General features: G+C 69.0%; 13 protein-coding genes. 8 read left to right on the top strand and 5 right to left on the bottom strand.

Features of this window, described 5'->3' with window-relative positions; genetic code table 11:
- Positions 1-119: 119 nt before the first annotated feature.
- The gene (locus OHA58_RS25865; protein ID WP_405485185.1) at positions 120-1,094 is read right to left on the bottom strand and encodes a hydroxyacid dehydrogenase; all 975 of its coding nucleotides are present in this window, start codon (positions 1,092-1,094) and stop codon (positions 120-122) included.
- A gap of 345 nt (positions 1,095-1,439) precedes the next feature.
- On the opposite strand from OHA58_RS25865, the gene OHA58_RS25860 reads away from it, so the two are divergent.
- The 5 genes from OHA58_RS25860 to OHA58_RS25840 all read left to right on the top strand — a co-directional run bounded on the left by OHA58_RS25860 (position 1,440) and on the right by OHA58_RS25840 (position 8,109).
- Complete coding sequence (locus OHA58_RS25860; RefSeq protein ID WP_405485184.1) at positions 1,440-2,294, top strand: ABC transporter permease; 855 nt, start codon at positions 1,440-1,442, stop codon at positions 2,292-2,294.
- On the top strand, positions 2,291-3,199 hold the full coding sequence (locus OHA58_RS25855) for a carbohydrate ABC transporter permease (protein ID WP_405481700.1): 909 nt from the start codon (positions 2,291-2,293) through the stop codon (positions 3,197-3,199). The genes OHA58_RS25860 and OHA58_RS25855 overlap by 4 nt, the downstream gene beginning before the upstream one ends.
- 49 nt (positions 3,200-3,248) lie before the next feature.
- Entirely contained in the window at positions 3,249-4,886 is a 1,638-nt protein-coding gene (locus OHA58_RS25850; protein ID WP_405481699.1) for a sugar ABC transporter substrate-binding protein, read from the top strand.
- A gap of 73 nt (positions 4,887-4,959) precedes the next feature.
- A complete protein-coding gene (locus tag OHA58_RS25845) occupies positions 4,960-6,006 on the top strand; it encodes a LacI family DNA-binding transcriptional regulator (RefSeq protein ID WP_405481698.1) in 1,047 nt (348 codons plus the stop codon).
- A 345-nt stretch (positions 6,007-6,351) separates the two neighbouring features.
- Positions 6,352-8,109 (top strand): NAD+ synthase, encoded by a 1,758-nt coding sequence (locus tag OHA58_RS25840; RefSeq protein WP_405481696.1) that lies wholly within the window; start codon positions 6,352-6,354, stop codon positions 8,107-8,109.
- A gap of 102 nt (positions 8,110-8,211) precedes the next feature.
- Here OHA58_RS25840 and OHA58_RS25835 read toward each other — a convergent pair whose 3' ends face one another.
- From OHA58_RS25835 to OHA58_RS25820, 4 genes are all read right to left on the bottom strand, one after another.
- Entirely contained in the window at positions 8,212-9,474 is a 1,263-nt protein-coding gene (locus tag OHA58_RS25835; RefSeq protein ID WP_405481695.1) for an MFS transporter, read from the bottom strand.
- A gap of 150 nt (positions 9,475-9,624) precedes the next feature.
- Positions 9,625-10,653 (bottom strand): endonuclease/exonuclease/phosphatase family protein, encoded by a 1,029-nt coding sequence (locus OHA58_RS25830; protein WP_405481694.1) that lies wholly within the window; start codon positions 10,651-10,653, stop codon positions 9,625-9,627.
- 176 nt (positions 10,654-10,829) lie between these two features.
- Positions 10,830-11,438 carry a TetR/AcrR family transcriptional regulator gene (locus OHA58_RS25825; protein WP_372563361.1) on the bottom strand — a complete coding sequence of 203 codons (609 nt, stop codon included), beginning with the start codon at positions 11,436-11,438 and terminating at the stop codon, positions 10,830-10,832.
- Between the two features lie 84 nt (positions 11,439-11,522).
- Positions 11,523-13,115: an MFS transporter gene (locus OHA58_RS25820; RefSeq protein ID WP_405481693.1), complete on the bottom strand. Its 1,593-nt coding sequence runs from the start codon at positions 13,113-13,115 to the stop codon at positions 11,523-11,525.
- A 206-nt stretch (positions 13,116-13,321) separates the two neighbouring features.
- Between OHA58_RS25820 and panB the strand changes: the two genes are divergently transcribed.
- From panB to OHA58_RS25805, 3 genes are all read left to right on the top strand, one after another.
- Complete coding sequence (panB, locus tag OHA58_RS25815; protein ID WP_405481692.1) at positions 13,322-14,188, top strand: 3-methyl-2-oxobutanoate hydroxymethyltransferase; 867 nt, start codon at positions 13,322-13,324, stop codon at positions 14,186-14,188.
- Between the two features lie 166 nt (positions 14,189-14,354).
- Complete coding sequence (locus OHA58_RS25810) at positions 14,355-15,395, top strand: ATP-binding cassette domain-containing protein (protein ID WP_405481690.1); 1,041 nt, start codon at positions 14,355-14,357, stop codon at positions 15,393-15,395.
- Positions 15,392-16,267: an ABC transporter permease gene (locus OHA58_RS25805; protein WP_405481689.1), complete on the top strand. Its 876-nt coding sequence runs from the start codon at positions 15,392-15,394 to the stop codon at positions 16,265-16,267. Before OHA58_RS25810 ends, OHA58_RS25805 begins: the two co-directional genes overlap by 4 nt.
- Positions 16,268-16,274 lie beyond the last annotated feature (7 nt).

Here is a 16,274-nt window from a genome sequence, read left to right as displayed (position 1 = left end):
GCAAGGCGGTTGAGGTCAATGCCCCGGACAGGAAACGGTTACATTCACTAGTCGAACCCCCACCCCCGACACTCCCCCCACACCCCCGCCGCCCCCTAGATGAGCCGAGCCCCACCCCCTCAGGCGAGCCGGGCGAGATCCTCCCGCCGAAGCCGCCCGAGCAGCTCCTCACCGCGCGCGAACCGCTCGGCCTCCTCCACCGCGTACAACCCCAGCCGGCGCACCTCGCTGCCCTGCGCGCCCGCCATGTGCGGGGTGACCAGGACGTTGGGAAGGGTGAGCAACGGGTGGCCCGGGGGCAGCGGTTCGGGGTCGGTGACATCGAGAAACGCGTCAAGCCGGCCGGCGGCGCACTCACGAGCCAGCGCCTCGGTGTCGACGAGCGAGCCCCGGGCCGTGTTCACGACGACACCCCCGTCCGGCACGAGCTTCAGCATCTCCTCCCCCAACAACCCACGTGTCTCCGGCAGTTGGGGCGCGTGCACGCTGACGATGGAGCTGCGCCGGCACAGTTCGGGCAGGCCGACGAGTTCGGCGCCGAGGGCGGCGGCGTCGGCCTCGGTGACGTACGGATCGGTGAGCAGGATCCGGTACCCGGCGTCCGAGGCGCGGAGCCCGGCGATGACGCGGCGGCCGATGCGGGAGGCGCCGATGATCCCGACGACGCGGCCGTCGGCACCTTCGCGCGCGGTGAAGCCGGGCCAGCCGCCGGAGTAGCGGGCGGCGACGGGCAGCGCCTTCTTCGCGGCGAAGGTGATCGCGGCGAGCGTGAAGGCGACGACGGGACCCCCGTTGGCGTCGGCGGCGGAGGACACGGTGATGCCGGGCCGGTCCCACAGGGCGTCCGAGACGACGGGCTTGACCGATCCGGCGGCGTGCACGACGGCGCGGAGCCGGGGCGCGTGCGCCAGGACGTCCGAGGTGAGCTGCGGGCAGCCCCAGCCGGTGATCAGCAGCTCGGCCCCGGAGAGGACCGCGCGGGCCTCGGGGGTGCCGAGCGGTCCGGTCAGCGGCACGGGCGCGAGGTCGGCGCACCGCCCGAGCCGTTGCCGCAGGTCCGACGGGATGACCCGGTCGAGCACCTCGGCGTCCATGGCCAGTGCCGCGATCGGTCGGTGTGCTGCCACGCGCTACCACCCTCCAGCTGCAGATCTCTAGTAACCGGTTACCTCAAGATGTCAGGAGGCTAGGCCCAACGCTGAGAGATGGTCAAGAGATCGCGGAGACAGGGGGGTTGACCCAGCGTAGTAACCGTTTTAGATTCCCGCTCACCTTGTTCCAACGACGGAGGGGTTTCCGTGCCCACGGTGGCGAAGGACAGGCCCGAGACCGAGGCGGTGAAGCCCCCCGGCACCCCGGGCAGCGGGTCAAAGACGCACAAACCCAGGCAGGACAGCTTCGGGAAACGGTTTCGGAGCAGCCGCACCTTCCTGCTGCTCATGGTCCCGGGGCTGGCCTACTTCCTGCTGTTCCACTACGGCGCCTTCGTCGGCAACGTCGTGGCGTTCAAGGAGTACGTCCCGTTCGACGGCCTCTGGGCCAGCCCCTGGGTGGGCTTCGAGAACTTCACCCGGATGTTCGGCGACGCGGACTTCTGGCACGCGACGTGGAACACCTTCTACATAGCGGTGCTCCAGCTGACGTTCTTCTTCCCCATCCCCCTGGCCATCGCCCTGCTCCTGCACAGCCTGACGTCGGACTTCCTGCGCCGCTTCGTCCAGTCCGTCGTCTACCTGCCGCACTTCCTGTCCTGGGTCATCGTGGTCGCGCTCTTCCAGCAAGTCCTGTCCGACACGGGCTTGTTGAACTCGTTCCTGGGCGACTCCGGGATCCACACGGTCGACATCATCGGCAACCCGGACGCGTACCGTCCGCTGGTGGTCGCCGAGGTGGTCTGGAAGGACGCCGGCTGGGGCACGATCATCTTCCTCGCGGCGCTGATGCAGGTCGACGAGCAGCAGTACGAGGCGGCGGCGATCGACGGCGCGGGCCCCTGGCGCCGCTTCTGGCACGTGACGCTGCCGTCCATCCGCCCGATCATCGTGCTGCTCCTGATCATGCGGCTCGGCGACATCCTGTCGGTCGGCTTCGAACAGATGCTGCTCCAGCGCCAGTCGGTGGGCCCGGAGGTGGGCGATGTCCTGGACACCTTCGTGTTCTGGCAGGGAATCGTCGGCGGCGACACCGGATACGCGGCAGCGGCGGGCCTGTTCAAGGGCCTGGTGGGCGCGGTGCTCGTCTTCACCGCGAACCGGGTGGCGCACAAGCTGGGCGAACAGGGGATCTACAAATGACCACAGCCGTAAACGCCAAGACCCCCCAACGCCCGGCCTGGAAGGAGAATCCCAAACCAGCCACCCAAGCAGCCAAAGCCGTAGCGATCGCAGTCGTCCTGGCCCTGGTCCTGATCCCGTTCCTGGTGATCATCTCCACGTCACTGGCCTCGAACAAGGAAGTAGTGGCCAACGGCGGCTGGGTCCTGTGGCCCACTGACCCGACGCTGCGCGCGTATCGCAACATCCTCAGCGGCGGCATCGTCACCAAGGCCTTGGGCGTCAGCATCGGCGTAACCCTGACAGGCACCCTGGCCTCCCTGGCCTGCACCTCCTTCCTGGCCTACGCGCTCAGCCGCCCAGGAGTCCTGGGCGGCAAACCGATCCTCCTGATCATCCTCTTCACCTTCCTCTTCCCCCCGGGCATGATCCCGGCGTTCCTCCTGGTCAAGGGCCTGGGACTGCAGAACATGTACGCGGCACTCATCGCCCCCGTCCTGATCAACGTCTTCAACCTGGTGGTCCTGCGAGGCTTCTTCCAGGGCATACCGGAGGAGCTGTACGAGGCGGCGCGCCTGGACGGTGCGGGCGACTGGACGGTGTTCTGGCGGATCGTGCTCCCGCTGTCCAAGGCGGCCCTCGCCGTAGTGGGCCTCTTCTACGCGGTGAGCTACTGGAACGCCTGGTTCAACGCCTCGATCTACCTGGAGTCCGACCACTGGCCGCTCTCCCAGGTCCTGCGCACCTATGTGATCGGCGGCGCGCAGATCAGCGACACGGGTCTCAGCGAGGCCGGCATGGTTTCGGCCCCGCAGACGACGCAGATGGCGGTCCTGGTGATCGCCACCGTCCCGATCCTCCTCGTCTACCCGTTCCTCCAGAAGTACTTCACCAAGGGCGTGCTCACCGGCGCCGTCAAGAGCTAGCCAGCTGCCCACCTTTCCCGAAGGGTCCACTCACGTGTCCGGTTCCTCGATGTCGCGTCGCACCCTGCTGCGTTCCATAGCCGTCGGCGGCGCCGCCCTGGCCGCCCCGTCCTTCCTCACCGCCTGTTCCACCGACTCGGGTGGCGGCGGCTCGGTCTCCAACGCGGGCAAGAAGGCGGCCGCGTGGCCGACGTACACCCCCGCCACCGGCGCGAAGCCAGACCTGGCGGCCACCGCGGAGGGCGTCCAGGCGGGCTACACCACATACCCGGCGAAACTGGTCAAGGCCGTCGCCGAGAAGCCCGGCACGGGCAAGGAGAAGATCAAGGTCCTCTCCATCACGTACGGCACCCCGCCGAAGCCGGCGGCGCAGAACAAGCTGTGGGCGGCGATAAACAAGGCCCTCGGCGTCGAGGTCGAGTTCACAGTCGTCCCGGACGCGGACTTCCGCACGAAGATGGCGACGCTGTTCGCGGGCGACGACCTGCCGGACATCATCAACATCGGCGGCGGCTACGTCCTGCCGCGCGAGGCACAGTTCGTGAAGTCCCGCTGCGAGGACCTCACCGAGTACCTGTCGGGCGACGCGGTGAAGGACTACCCGAACCTGGCGGGCATCCCGACGTACGCCTGGCAGGGCATGGGCCGGATCTCGGGCCGGATCTTCGGAGTCCCGGTGGAACGTCCCAAGCCGCAGGACACGCTCTACTTCAACAACCAGGCTTTCACGAAGGCGGGCTACAAGCCGGGCATGTCGGCAGAGGACTTCGCGGCGATGGCGAAGGAAGCGACAACAGCCAAGAAATGGGCCCTGGGCGCCTCTGCCACCGCCTTCTTCGGCTTCAAGACACACGCCACGTGGCACGGCGCACCGAACCAGTGGCGCATCAAGGACAACAAGGCGACGTTCTTCGCGAGCACGGACGAATTCAGGACCACGCTCGAGTTCATGTCGAACCTGCGCAAGGCCGGCGCGTACTACCCGGAAGCAACATCCGTCTCGCAGGTGGACCTGAAGACGCAGTTCTGGAACGGCACGGTCCTCTCCATGACGGACGGCTTCCTCTCCTACCCCGGCTCGGCACAAGGCATCAAGAACGCCTTCGACCTGGACGCGCTGGTCCCCTACACCCCCAAAAACACCACACCCGGCTACCAGCAGTCGCAGGGCATCTTCGGCTACACGGTGATCAAGAAGGCATCGAAGGACCGCGTCAAGCTGATGCTGCGGATCCTCGACTACCTGGCCTCACCGTTCGGGACCGAGGAGTACGAGCTGGTGCACTTCGGCCTGGAGGGAACGCACTTCAAGCGGGACAAGGACAACAACCCGATAGCGACACCGCTCGGCCTCGTCGAGTCGAAGGTGAACCTGCCGTTCGTGTACCTGAGCGACGCACCCCAGGTCCTGTACGCGCCGGGCTACGGAGACCTCGTCAAACGCCTCCACGCGTGGCAGCAGAAGGTGATCCCGATGATGGTGCCGAACGACCGCTGGGGCCTGCAGTCGGACACGTACAACAAGCAGGGCGCGACGCTGGACCAGATCATCACCGACGGTGTGACGGCCACAGTCACCGGCCGCCAGAAGCTCTCCGACTGGGACTCCGTGTACAAAAAGTGGCTGAACCAGGGCGGACAGCAGGCACTGGAGGAATTCGCCAAGGAGTACGAGGCGGCGCACTGACCGTACGGCATCGTCCATGATGGTCCGGGGCGGCATCGCCCGCCCCGGACGGGCAAGTTGAGGAGACACAACAGTGGGTGAGCGGGTCACCATCCGTGATGTGGCCGCGCGCGCGGGCGTCTCGGTCGCGACTGTTTCGCGGGTCCTGGCGGGCAACTACCCGACATCGGCGGCCTCGCGCGCCAAGGTCCAAAGAGCGGTCAAGGACCTGGACTACGTGGTCAACGCGCACGCCCGAGCCCTCGCCGGCGCCGGACGCAAGACGATCGCGGTCCTGATGTTCGACGTGGTCAGCTCGTTCTACGCGGCCGTGGCGCAGGGCGTGGAGATGGAAGCGGCCCAGCACAACAGACTCACCCTGGTCTGCTCGACGGGCGGCGACCCGGCCCGCGAACTGGCCCTGGTCCAGATGATGCGCGAACAAGCGGCGGAGGCCGTGGTCCTGGTCGGCGGGGTCATCGAGGACGACGAGTACCGCGAGCGGATGGCGCACTACGCGCAGGCACTCGCGGCGGCGGGCTCGCGCCTGGTCCTGTGCGGCAGACCGGCACCGGCACCCGACGTCCCCGCACTAGTAGTCGAATACGACAACGGAGCGGGCGCACACGCGATAACCAGCCACCTGCTGGGCGCCGGCCACCGGAAGATCGCGATGATCGGCTACCAGCCGGGCAACACCACGGGCGAGGACCGAGTGACGGGCTACCTCAGAGCCCTGGACGACCACGGGGTCCCCCGCTCCGACGCGATCCTGCACGGCATCGGCTTCGGCCAGCAACACGGCTACGAGGCGATGCGCGACCTGCTCGACAAGTGCAACGGCAAGCCGGACTTCACGGCGGTCTTCGCGGGCGACGACCGAGTGGCGGCAGCGGCGATCCGCGCACTGGCGGAGGCGGGCCTACGGGTCCCCGAGGACATCTCGGTGGTCGGCTACAACGACGACCCGGTAGCAGCAGACATCACCCCCGGCCTCACCACGGTGCACATCCCGGCAGCGGAGATGGGCCGCACGGCCGTAAGACTGGCCCTGACAGGCACGTCTCGCCCGGGCCAGCAACGCCACCTCCTGGGCACACACATAGTGATCAGAAACAGCGTCCGCCCCCACCACCACTGAGCGCGCCGATCAGCCGCGTACGGACAGGGAAAGCAGCCCCACCGAACGACCGCCCGCGCACGAGACGCGGCCGCGCAGGCAGCGAGTCCCACCGGCGATCAGCCGCGTACGAAACGGGAGGGGACGTGGGGGCATGTGCGCGCGGAGCCACCAGCACCACGTACAGGCAATCAGCTCGCCAACGTGCACCCGTAGAACAGCGAGCACGTACATGCCCCCGCGGCCCCGCACCCGAAAACACAACGGCCAACGACACCCCGCACCCAAGAACGCACCCCCACCCACCACCCATCCACTCCACAGATCAAGACGACATCGCGTCAATCAGACGATTAAACTGACCCCGTGCCTCAACTACGTCTCGCCCTGAATCAGATCGACTCGACCGTCGGAGATCTCGCCGGGAACGCCGAGGCGATCATCCGCTGGACCAAGCACTCCGCCGAACAGGGAGCGCACCTGGTCGCGTTCCCCGAGATGGTCCTGACCGGCTACCCGGTGGAGGACCTCGCCCTGCGCGAGTCCTTCGTCGAGGCATCCCGCAAGGCCCTCGCCACGCTCGCGGCGCGCCTGGCAGACGAGGGCCTCGGACACCTCCCCGTGATCGTCGGCTACCTGGACCGTTCCGAGAAGGCCCAGCCCCGCTACGGCCAGCCGGCGGGTGCCCCCCAAAACGCGGCCGCGGTCCTCCACAACGGCCGCGTAGCCCTGACGTTCGCCAAGCACCACCTCCCGAACTACGGCGTCTTCGACGAGTTCCGCTACTTCGTGCCGGGCGACACGATGCCCGTGATCCGCGTACGCGGAATCGACGTGGCGCTCGCCATCTGCGAGGACCTCTGGCAGGACGGCGGCCGCGTCCCGGCCACGCGCTCCGCCGGCGCCGGCCTCCTGATCTCGATCAATGCGTCGCCGTACGAGCAGAACAAGGACGACACGCGCCTGGAGCTGGTGCGCAAGCGCGCCCAGGAGGCGGGCTGCACGCTGGCGTACGTCGCCACGATCGGCGGCCAGGACGAGCTCGTCTTCGACGGCGACTCGATCGTGGTGGACGCGGCGGGCGAAGTGGTGGCCAGGGCACCCCAGTTCGCGGAGGGCTGTGTGGTCCTGGACCTGGACCTCCCGGCGGCCGAGCCGGACGCCCCGACGGGGACGGTCGACGACGGCCTGCGCATCGACCACCTGACGATCTCCGAGGACCACGTCCCGGCGTACGAGCCGGAGCTGACCGGCGGCTACGCGGACCGCCTGGACGACGACGAGGAGGTCTACTCGGCACTGGTCGTGGGCCTGCGCGCCTACGCCGCGAAGAACGGTTTCCGCTCGGTGCTGATCGGCCTGTCGGGCGGCATCGACTCGGCCCTGACGGCGGCGATCGCGTGCGACGCGCTGGGCGCGCAGAACGTGTACGGCATCGCGATGCCGTCGAAGTACTCGTCGGACCACTCCAAGGGCGACGCGGCGGAGCTGGCCGACCGTACGGGCCTCAACTTCCGTACGGTCCCGATCGAGCCGATGTTCGACGCGTACATGGGGTCACTGGGCCTGACGGGCCTCGCGGAGGAGAACCTCCAGTCAAGGCTGCGCGGCACGATGCTGATGGCGGTCTCCAACCAGGAGGGCCACATCGTGCTCGCGCCGGGCAATAAGTCCGAGCTGGCGGTGGGCTATTCGACCCTGTACGGCGACTCGGTGGGCGCGTACGGCCCGATCAAGGACGTGTACAAGACGTCGATCTTCCGGCTGGCCGAGTGGCGCAACCGGGCGGCGGCGGAGCGCGGCCGTACTCCCCCGATCCCGGAGAACTCGATCACGAAGCCGCCGAGCGCGGAGCTGCGCCCGGACCAGGTGGACACGGACTCGCTGCCGGACTACCCGGTGCTGGACGCGATCCTGGAGATGTACGTGGACCGGGACAAGGGCGCGGACGCGATCGTGGCGGCCGGGTTCGACGCGGACCTGGTGACGAAGACGCTGCGGATGGTGGACACGGCGGAGTACAAGCGGCGCCAGTACCCGCCGGGCACGAAGATCTCGGCGAAGGGCTTCGGCAAGGACCGCCGCCTGCCGATCACGAACAGGTGGCGGGAGTCGGCGCAGTAGTCACCGCCCCCCGAACCCCAACCCCCAACCCCCAGCCCCCCGGAGCCCAGCCCCCGGAGCCCACCCGCCACGTCACGCCACGTCCCGCCACATCACGTCACGTCACCGACGACGAGTGGGCTCCCCCGCGTCCGGAGCCGAAACGACGTCGGGCAGATGCGAGGCGACGAGGAGCCCATGCCCCGTCGTGGCGGAAGCGGCAACGGCAAGGGCCCGGGAGCGACGCACGTCAACCCCGTAGGCAACCCCGGCGACCCCGATCCCGAGGACGGCGAGCCCGGCCCCGGCGACCGCAGGTGACGTGAGCCCGAACCCGGCGGCGAGGGCGAGCCCGCCGATCCAGGCGCCGCCGGCGTTGGCGAGGTTGAAGGCGGCCTGGTTGGCGGAGGAGGCGAGGGAGGGCGCGGCGGAGGCCTTCTCCATGACCATGAGCTGGAGCGGCGACCCGGTGATGAAGGCGGCCATACCGAGCAGCACCACAGCGATCGCGGCGCTCCACTCGGCACGCATCAGCACAGGGAACAGCGCCAGCACCACACCGAGCGAGACAAGCCCACCGAACAGCGTCCCGCGCAGGGACCGATCGGCGAGCCGCCCGCCGAGCAGGTTCCCGGCGGTGGCGCCGACGCCGAACAGGGCGAGCAGCAGCGTGACACTGGCCTCGGCGAACCCGGCGGTGCCGGTGAGCATCGGCGTGACATAGCTGTACGCGGCGAAGAGCGCGCCGAACCCGGCGACGGTGGTGCCGAGGGAGAGCCACACGGGCAGGGAGCCGAGGGCCTTGAGCTCACCGCGCAGCCCGCCGGACTCGCCGTGGCCGTGGTCGGCGGGAACGAGCAGCAGGAGTGCGGCTATCGCGGCGAGCCCGATGGCGCTGACGGCGAGGAACGTGGCGCGCCAGCCGAGCTGCTGGCCCATGAGCGTGGCGATGGGGACGCCGATGACGTTGGCGACGGTGAGCCCGAGGAACATCAGGGAGACGGACCGGGCCTTGCGCTCGGGCGCGACGAGCGAGGTGGCGACGACGGCGCCGACGCCGAAGAAGGCGCCGTGCGGCAGCCCGCTGACGAAGCGCGCGGCCATCAGGAGGTGGTAGTCGGGCGCGGCGGCGGACACGGCGTTGCCGGCGACGAAGAGCACCATGAGCGCAACGAGGACGCGCCGGCGGGGCATGCGCGCGGTGAGCGCGGCGAGGAGCGGGGCGCCGATGACGACGCCGAGGGCGTACGCGGAGACGAGGTGACCGGCGGAGGGGATGGAGATGTGCAGATCGTCGGCGACGTTGGGCAGGAGGCCCATCATCACGAACTCGGTGGTGCCGATGCCGAAGGCGCCCACGGCGAGGGCGAGCAGGGCCAGGGGCATGAAAAAGGGACCTTCCACGGGAAGACGGGCGGGAGACGCGGGAATCCGTAAGTTTACGTGCGGAACAAACTCTCCCGTGCCAAGTATTCCGTGAGGTGAGGCCCCGGTTTCCACCGAGTCAACAACGGGTGTGGGGAGCGAACGCGGACGTCAGGACCGGGTGAGATCGACCTTCGCCGCGATCGGCAGATGGTCGCTGCCGGTCTCGGGCAGCGACCACGACGTGACCGGCTCCACACCCTTGACCATGATCTGGTCGATACGGGCCATGGGGAACGACGCGGGCCAGCTGAACCCGAAGCCACTGCCTGCGGCACCCTGCGTGGAGCGCATCTGCGACGTCACGCCGTTCAGCGCGCGGTCGTTCATCGTGCCGTTGAGGTCGCCGAGCAGGATGACCTTGCCGAGCGTCTCGTCGGCGATGGCCTCACCGAGCGCGTCGGCGGAGGTGTCGCGCTGGCTGGCGGTGAACCCGGCGTGCAGCTTGACCCGGACCGACGGCAGGTGCGCGACGAACACGGCGACGTCACCCTGGGGCGTGGCGACGGTGGTGCGCATGGCGCGCGTCCAGCCGAGCTGGATGTCGACGGGCCGCGTCGCGCTCAGCGGGTACTTGCTCCACAGCCCGACGGTGCCGGCGACGGAGTGGTACGGATACGTCTTCGCGAGCGCCTTCTCGTAGACGGGAACGGCGTCGGACGTCAGCTCCTCCAGGGCGACGACCTGCGCCCCGGAGGCGGCGATCGTGTCGGCGGTGCCGGTCGGGTCGGGGTTCTCCGCGTTGACGTTGTGCGTGGCGACGGTGAGGTCGCCGCCGCTCGCGGTCTTGTCGGTGAGGAGCCCGCCGAAGAGGTTGAGCCAGACGATGCCCGGGACCAGTACCGCGATCAGGGCCGTCGCGGACTTCCGCACGACGGCCAGGACGAGCAGGACGGGCACGAACACGCCGAGCCAGGGAAGGAAGGTCTCGGTGAGGGAGCCCAGGTTTCCGAGGGTGTTGGGGATCTGCGCGTGGAAGAGCATCACCAGCGCGACCAGAACGGCCAGCACCGCGAGGACCGCCCCGCGGCGCCAGATCCCCCGGTCACGCCACCCGCCGGTCAGGCGGCGCAGCGGGTCTCTGGAAGGCTGGTGCCCCGAGCCGCCGCCACCCGTTTCCGTCCTGAACCCCTGCGCCATACCGTCGTCGCCTCACTGCCCTGCCGTGCACACCGACCTCGCCCTGAAACCCTAGGGGATGATCGGCGCCCTCCTCGCCGTCCACGACGGCCGTACGGGCACGAGGACGAACGCATGGGCGCCCGGGGTTCCGGATCGGCGGTGCGCAGGGGGTCTCTGTGACGAAACGCGCATATTCAGTCCGGTGGCCGCAATCCGGCGAGCGCGCAGTCGACAATCCGCTCCGAGAGGTCGTCGGCGAGCGGCGCGTCGGGCCGGATCATCGTGCGCAGCAGCATCGGCCCGACGATGAAGTCGTTGGCGAGCTCTATGTCGACGTCGGCACGCAGCTCACCGTTCTCGACGCCGCGCCGCAGCACGTCGAACATGACGCGGCGGCGCGGCTCGATCACGGTGGCGTGGTACGCGTCCCAGAGCTTCGGCAGGCTCTTCATCTGCGCGAAGACGTTGTGCAGCAGGGCCGAGGAACGGAGGGACACCCCACGTCTGCGCAGGTGCTCCAGGAGGCTGATCAGGTCGTCGCGCATGGAGATGCCCGGCAGTTCGGGCTCGGGCTCCTCCATGATGCGCAGGACCTCGACGAAGAGCTCCTCCTTGCCGGACCAGCGCCGGTAGATGGTCGCCTTGCCGACGCCGGCGGTGCGGGCGATCCGCTCGATGGACAGCTCCGTGAGCGGGACACCGTCCTCGATCAGCTTGAGGACGCCCTCGACGATGGCCCGCTCGACGGCCTCGCTGCGCGGGCGCCCCCGCACCGCGCGTCCCGCATCCACGTCCACGTCCACGACCACTCCGCCTCTCCGCCTTCCCGCCGCCCGGTGTAGCGGCGATTGTCTCAGCAGGTCACCGACCTGCTGAGACAGCTGCTGTCAGCGACTCACCCCGACGGTCTCCTCGGTGCTCTCCTCGGCCGCTGCACGCGGCGGGCGACCCGGCAGGAACAGGACGGTGACGACGGCGCTGACCAGCGCGATTCCGGCCCCGCACAGGGCGGTCACGTGCATGGCGTGCAGGAAGGAGTCGTTGGCCGCGCCGACCAGCGCGTCGCCGCGCGGGCCGAGCTTCGCCGCGATGCCGAGGGTGGCCTCGATGGACTCGCCGGCCGTGTGCCGCAGCCCGGCGGGCAGCAGGCCGAGCTTGTCCTCGATGCCGCTGCGGTACGCGGTGGACAGCACGGAACCGAGTACGGCGATGCCCAGGGCGCCGCCGACCTGGCGGAACGTGTTACTGAGCGCGGACGCGGAGCCCGCCTTCTCGCGCGGCAGGGCCTGCATGATGACGACGCTGGTGGGGGTCATGACGTGCGCCATGCCCATGCCCATGAGGAAGAAGTTGACTTCCAGGATCCAGATGGGCGTGTCCGCGTCGAGGATCGTGAACGCGGCGAGCATCGCGGCGAGGATCACCAGGCCGCCGGTCGTCACGGCGCGCACGCCGAAGCGGTCGACGACGAGCCGGGCGCGCGGCGCGAAGATCAGCTGGGCGGCGGCGAGCGGCAGCATCAGGAGACCGGTCTGCAGTGGCGAGTAGCCGCGCACGCTCTGGGTGTAGAAGACCGAGAAGAAGGTGACGCCCATCAGCGCGAAGAAGACGAGCGCGATGGCGGCGATCGCCGCGGAGAACGCCTTGTTCTTGAAGTACGAGATGTCGATCGACGGGTGGTCGCTGCGCTTCTCGTACAGGACGAAGCCGACGAGGACGACGAGTCCGGCCGCGATGGTCGCAAGGACCGCCGGGTCCGTGAAGTCGGCGAGCTGGCCGCCCTTGATGATGCCGTAGACGAGCAGGACGAGTCCGACGACGGACAGGGCCACGCCGACGAGGTCTATTCGGCCCGGCTTGGGGTCGCGGGAGTCGGGCACGAGGGCCAGCATCAGGACGACCGCGATGATCACGATCGGCACGTTGACCAGGAAGACCGAGCCCCACCAGAAGTGGTCGAGGAGCAGGCCTCCGGTGATGGGGCCGATCGCGATGGCGAGGCCGACGCCGCCCGCCCAGATGCCGATGGCCTTGGGCTGCTCGTCGCGCTCGAAGACGTTCATGAGGACGGCGAGCGTCGCGGGCATCACGAAGGCCGCGCCGATGCCCATGATCGCCCGGAAGATGATGAGCTGGACCGGCGAACCGGACTCGGCGGCCATGGCGGAGCCGAGGCCGAAGACGACGAGGCCGAAGACGAGCACCTTCTTGCGCCCGAGCCGGTCGCCGAGCAGACCCGCGGTGAACAGCAGTCCGGCGAAGACCAGCGTGTAGGCGTTGATCGCCCACTCCAGCTCGCCCTGCGTGGCGCCGAGGCCCGTGGGGGCCGGGGTCGAGATCGTCTTGATCGCGACGTTCAGGATGGAGTTGTCGAGCACGACGATCAGCAGGCTGAGCATCAGCACGCCGAGGATCGCCCATCGGCGGCGGTGCACAGCCTCGGGTATGCGCGGCGGCGCGGGAACGGCAGGAGTGGTCATGAGGCTCAGCCTAGGGGCATTTCGATACGAGACCGTCTCGTATTGGAAGTCCTTAGGAAGACTTTACGTACCCGACGGGCGACCCGCTCGCGGGGTGACCCGCCCGGCACCCACCCCTCTAGCCATTCCTCGGCACGCGGTGCCACCATGGAGGGGATCCGGGGACGCCGTAAGGGCGCCTCGAGACAACAGAAGGAGCAGTTGCGATGACGCAGCTCTCGGCTGCCCAGAACACCCCCGACAGCAGCAACAAGGCGCTGTACGGGGGCAAGAGCAACCGGCGCATCACGGTGCGCGACATCACGCTCGCCAAGGAACGCGGCGAGAAGTGGCCCATGCTCACGGCGTACGACGCGATGACCGCGTCCGTCTTCGACGAGGCCGGCATCCCGGTCATGCTCGTCGGTGACTCCGCGGGCAACTGTCACCTCGGGTACGAGACCACCGTGCCCGTCACCCTCGACGAGATGACGATGCTCTCGGCCGCCGTCGTACGGGGCACCAAGCGCGCCCTCATCGTCGGCGACCTCCCCTTCGGCTCGTACCAGGAGGGTCCCGTACAGGCCCTGCGGTCCGCGACGCGCCTGGTCAAGGAGGCCGGGGTCGGCGCCGTGAAGCTGGAGGGCGGCGAGCGCTCGCTGGCCCAGACCGAGCTGCTCGTGCAGTCCGGCATCCCGGTCATGTCCCACCTGGGCCTCACCCCGCAGTCCGTGAACACGATGGGGTACCGCGTCCAGGGCCGCGGCGACGAGGACGCGCACCGGCTGCTGCGTGACGCCAAGGCCGCCCAGGACGCCGGCGCCTTCGCCGTCGTCCTCGAACTGGTCCCGGCCGAGCTGGCCGCCGAGGTCACCCGGTCCCTGAACATCCCGACCGTCGGCATCGGCGCGGGCGCCGAGTGCGACGCCCAGGTCCTCGTCTGGACCGACATGCTCGGCCTCACCGGCGGCAAGATGCCGCGCTTCGTGAAGCAGTACGCGGATCTGCGCGGCGTCATGGGCGAAGCGGCGAAGGCCTTCGCGCAGGACGTGGTCGGCGGAACGTTCCCCCAGGAGGAGCACTCGGTCCACTGACCCGGACCACCTGAACCACAGTGGCACCACAGCAGCTCGTCGATCTTCCCCCGTCGGCGGGCTGCTGCCGTTTCCGCCGCCGCTGTCGCCGTTCTGTAGGTGCCGCACAAGGGGCTGTCGGCCGACTGTCGGTGGATTGTCGGTGGCACCTGGCACCTTGTACGTCATGACGCGAATCGACAAGAACCCCCCACACAGTGACGTCGGCGGCCGGACGGCCTCCGTCACCGTGCGGGGGCTGGTCAAGCACTACGGCGAGACCAAGGCGCTGGACGGCGTGGACCTGGACGTGCACGAAGGCACGGTCATGGGTGTGCTCGGACCGAACGGCGCGGGCAAGACCACCCTCGTCCGCTGCCTGTCCACCCTCATCACCCCCGACTCGGGCACGGCGTTCGTCGCCGGGTACGACGTGGCGAAGCAGCCCCGGCAGCTGCGCCGCGTGATAGGCCTCACCGGCCAGTACGCCGCGGTCGACGAGAAGCTCTCCGGCCGCGAGAACCTGTACATGATCGGCCGCCTCCTCGACCTGTCCCGCAAGGAGTCCCGCTCCCGCGCCGACGCGCTCCTGGAGCGGTTCTCCCTCACCGACGCCGCCACGCGCCCGGCGAAGACGTACTCCGGCGGTATGCGCCGCAGGCTCGACCTCGCCGCGTCGATGATCGGCAGCCCGGCCGTCCTCTACCTGGACGAGCCGACGACCGGCCTCGACCCGCGCACGCGCAACGAGGTGTGGAGCGAGGTCAAGCGCATGGTCGGCGACGGCGTCACCGTGCTCCTCACCACCCAGTACATGGAGGAGGCCGAGCAGCTCGCCAACGAGCTGACGGTCATCGACCGCGGCAAGGTCATCGCGGGCGGTGCCATCGACGACCTCAAGGCGAAGGTCGGCGGCCGCACCCTGCGCATCCGCCCGGCCGACCCGCTGGAGCTGCGCCCGCTGGCCGCCGCCCTCGACGACATGGGCCTCACCGGCCTCGCCACGTCGACGGTGGACGCCGAGGCAGGCGCCGTCCTGGTCCCGATCCTCAGCGACGAGCAGCTCACCGCCGTGGTCGGCGCGGTCACCGCGCGCGGCATCACGATCGGCTCGATCGCCACCGAACTGCCCAGTCTGGACGAGGTGTTCCTGTCCATCACCGGCCAGAAGGCCAGTGCCCCGCAGGACGACACCCGTACCTCCGAGCTCGAAGGGGCCGCCGTATGAGCCCCCACCCGTCGCCCACCACCACCCTGAACGAGGCGCTGCGCGCCACCCCTGATTCGACGCTGACGCCTCCCCTGAATCTCGAGGCCGACTCGCGCATCTCCCTGCGCTCCCACATCCGTCATACCGGCGCGCTGGTCCGCCGCAATCTGCTGTGGATCCGCCAGGACCCCGAGTCGATGTTCGACGCGGTCCTGATGCCGATCGTCTTCACGCTCCTGTTCGTGTACGTCTTCGGCGGCTCCATCGGCCAGGCGCTCGGCGGCGGCCAGGACCAGTACGTGCAGTACGTGGTCCCGGGCATGATGGCCATGATGAGCATGAACATCGCCATGGCGGTGGGCACGGGGTTCAACCAGGACTTCCAGAACGGCATCATGGACCGCTTCCGTACCCTGCCGATCGGCCAGGGCTCGGTCCTCTTCGCCAAGATCGTGGTGGAGCTGATGCGGCTCCTCATCGCGACGACGATCATGATGATCGTCGGCATCCTGGTGGGCTTCGACATCACGAACTGGCCCGGCCTGTTCGCTGCCGTGGGCCTCACCGCCCTCTTCGGCACGTCCATCATGTGGATCTTCCTGGTCCTCGGCGTCGTGATGAAGAGCGCCCAGGCCGTGCAGGGCATGGGCTTCCTGGTCCTGATGCCGCTGCAGTTCGGTTCGTCGATCTTCGCGCCGACGCAGTCGATGCCGGGCTGGCTCCAGGCCTTCACCGACTACAACCCGCTCTCCTCGCTCGCGGACTCCGCGCGCGGCCTGATGGTGGGCGGCCCGGTCACGCACGACGTGTGGGTGACGGTGATCTGGTCCGCGGTCCTCACGCTCGTGATGGCCCCGATCGCGATCCACAAGTTCCGTACGAAGAACTGACGTTCAG

This window comes from Streptomyces sp. NBC_00009 (genome assembly GCF_045040855.1).
GTDB lineage: Bacteria > Actinomycetota > Actinomycetes > Streptomycetales > Streptomycetaceae > Streptomyces > Streptomyces aureus.
The sequence above is the reverse complement of the archived record's forward strand: the minus strand, read 5'-3'. Positions and strand labels throughout refer to the sequence as shown.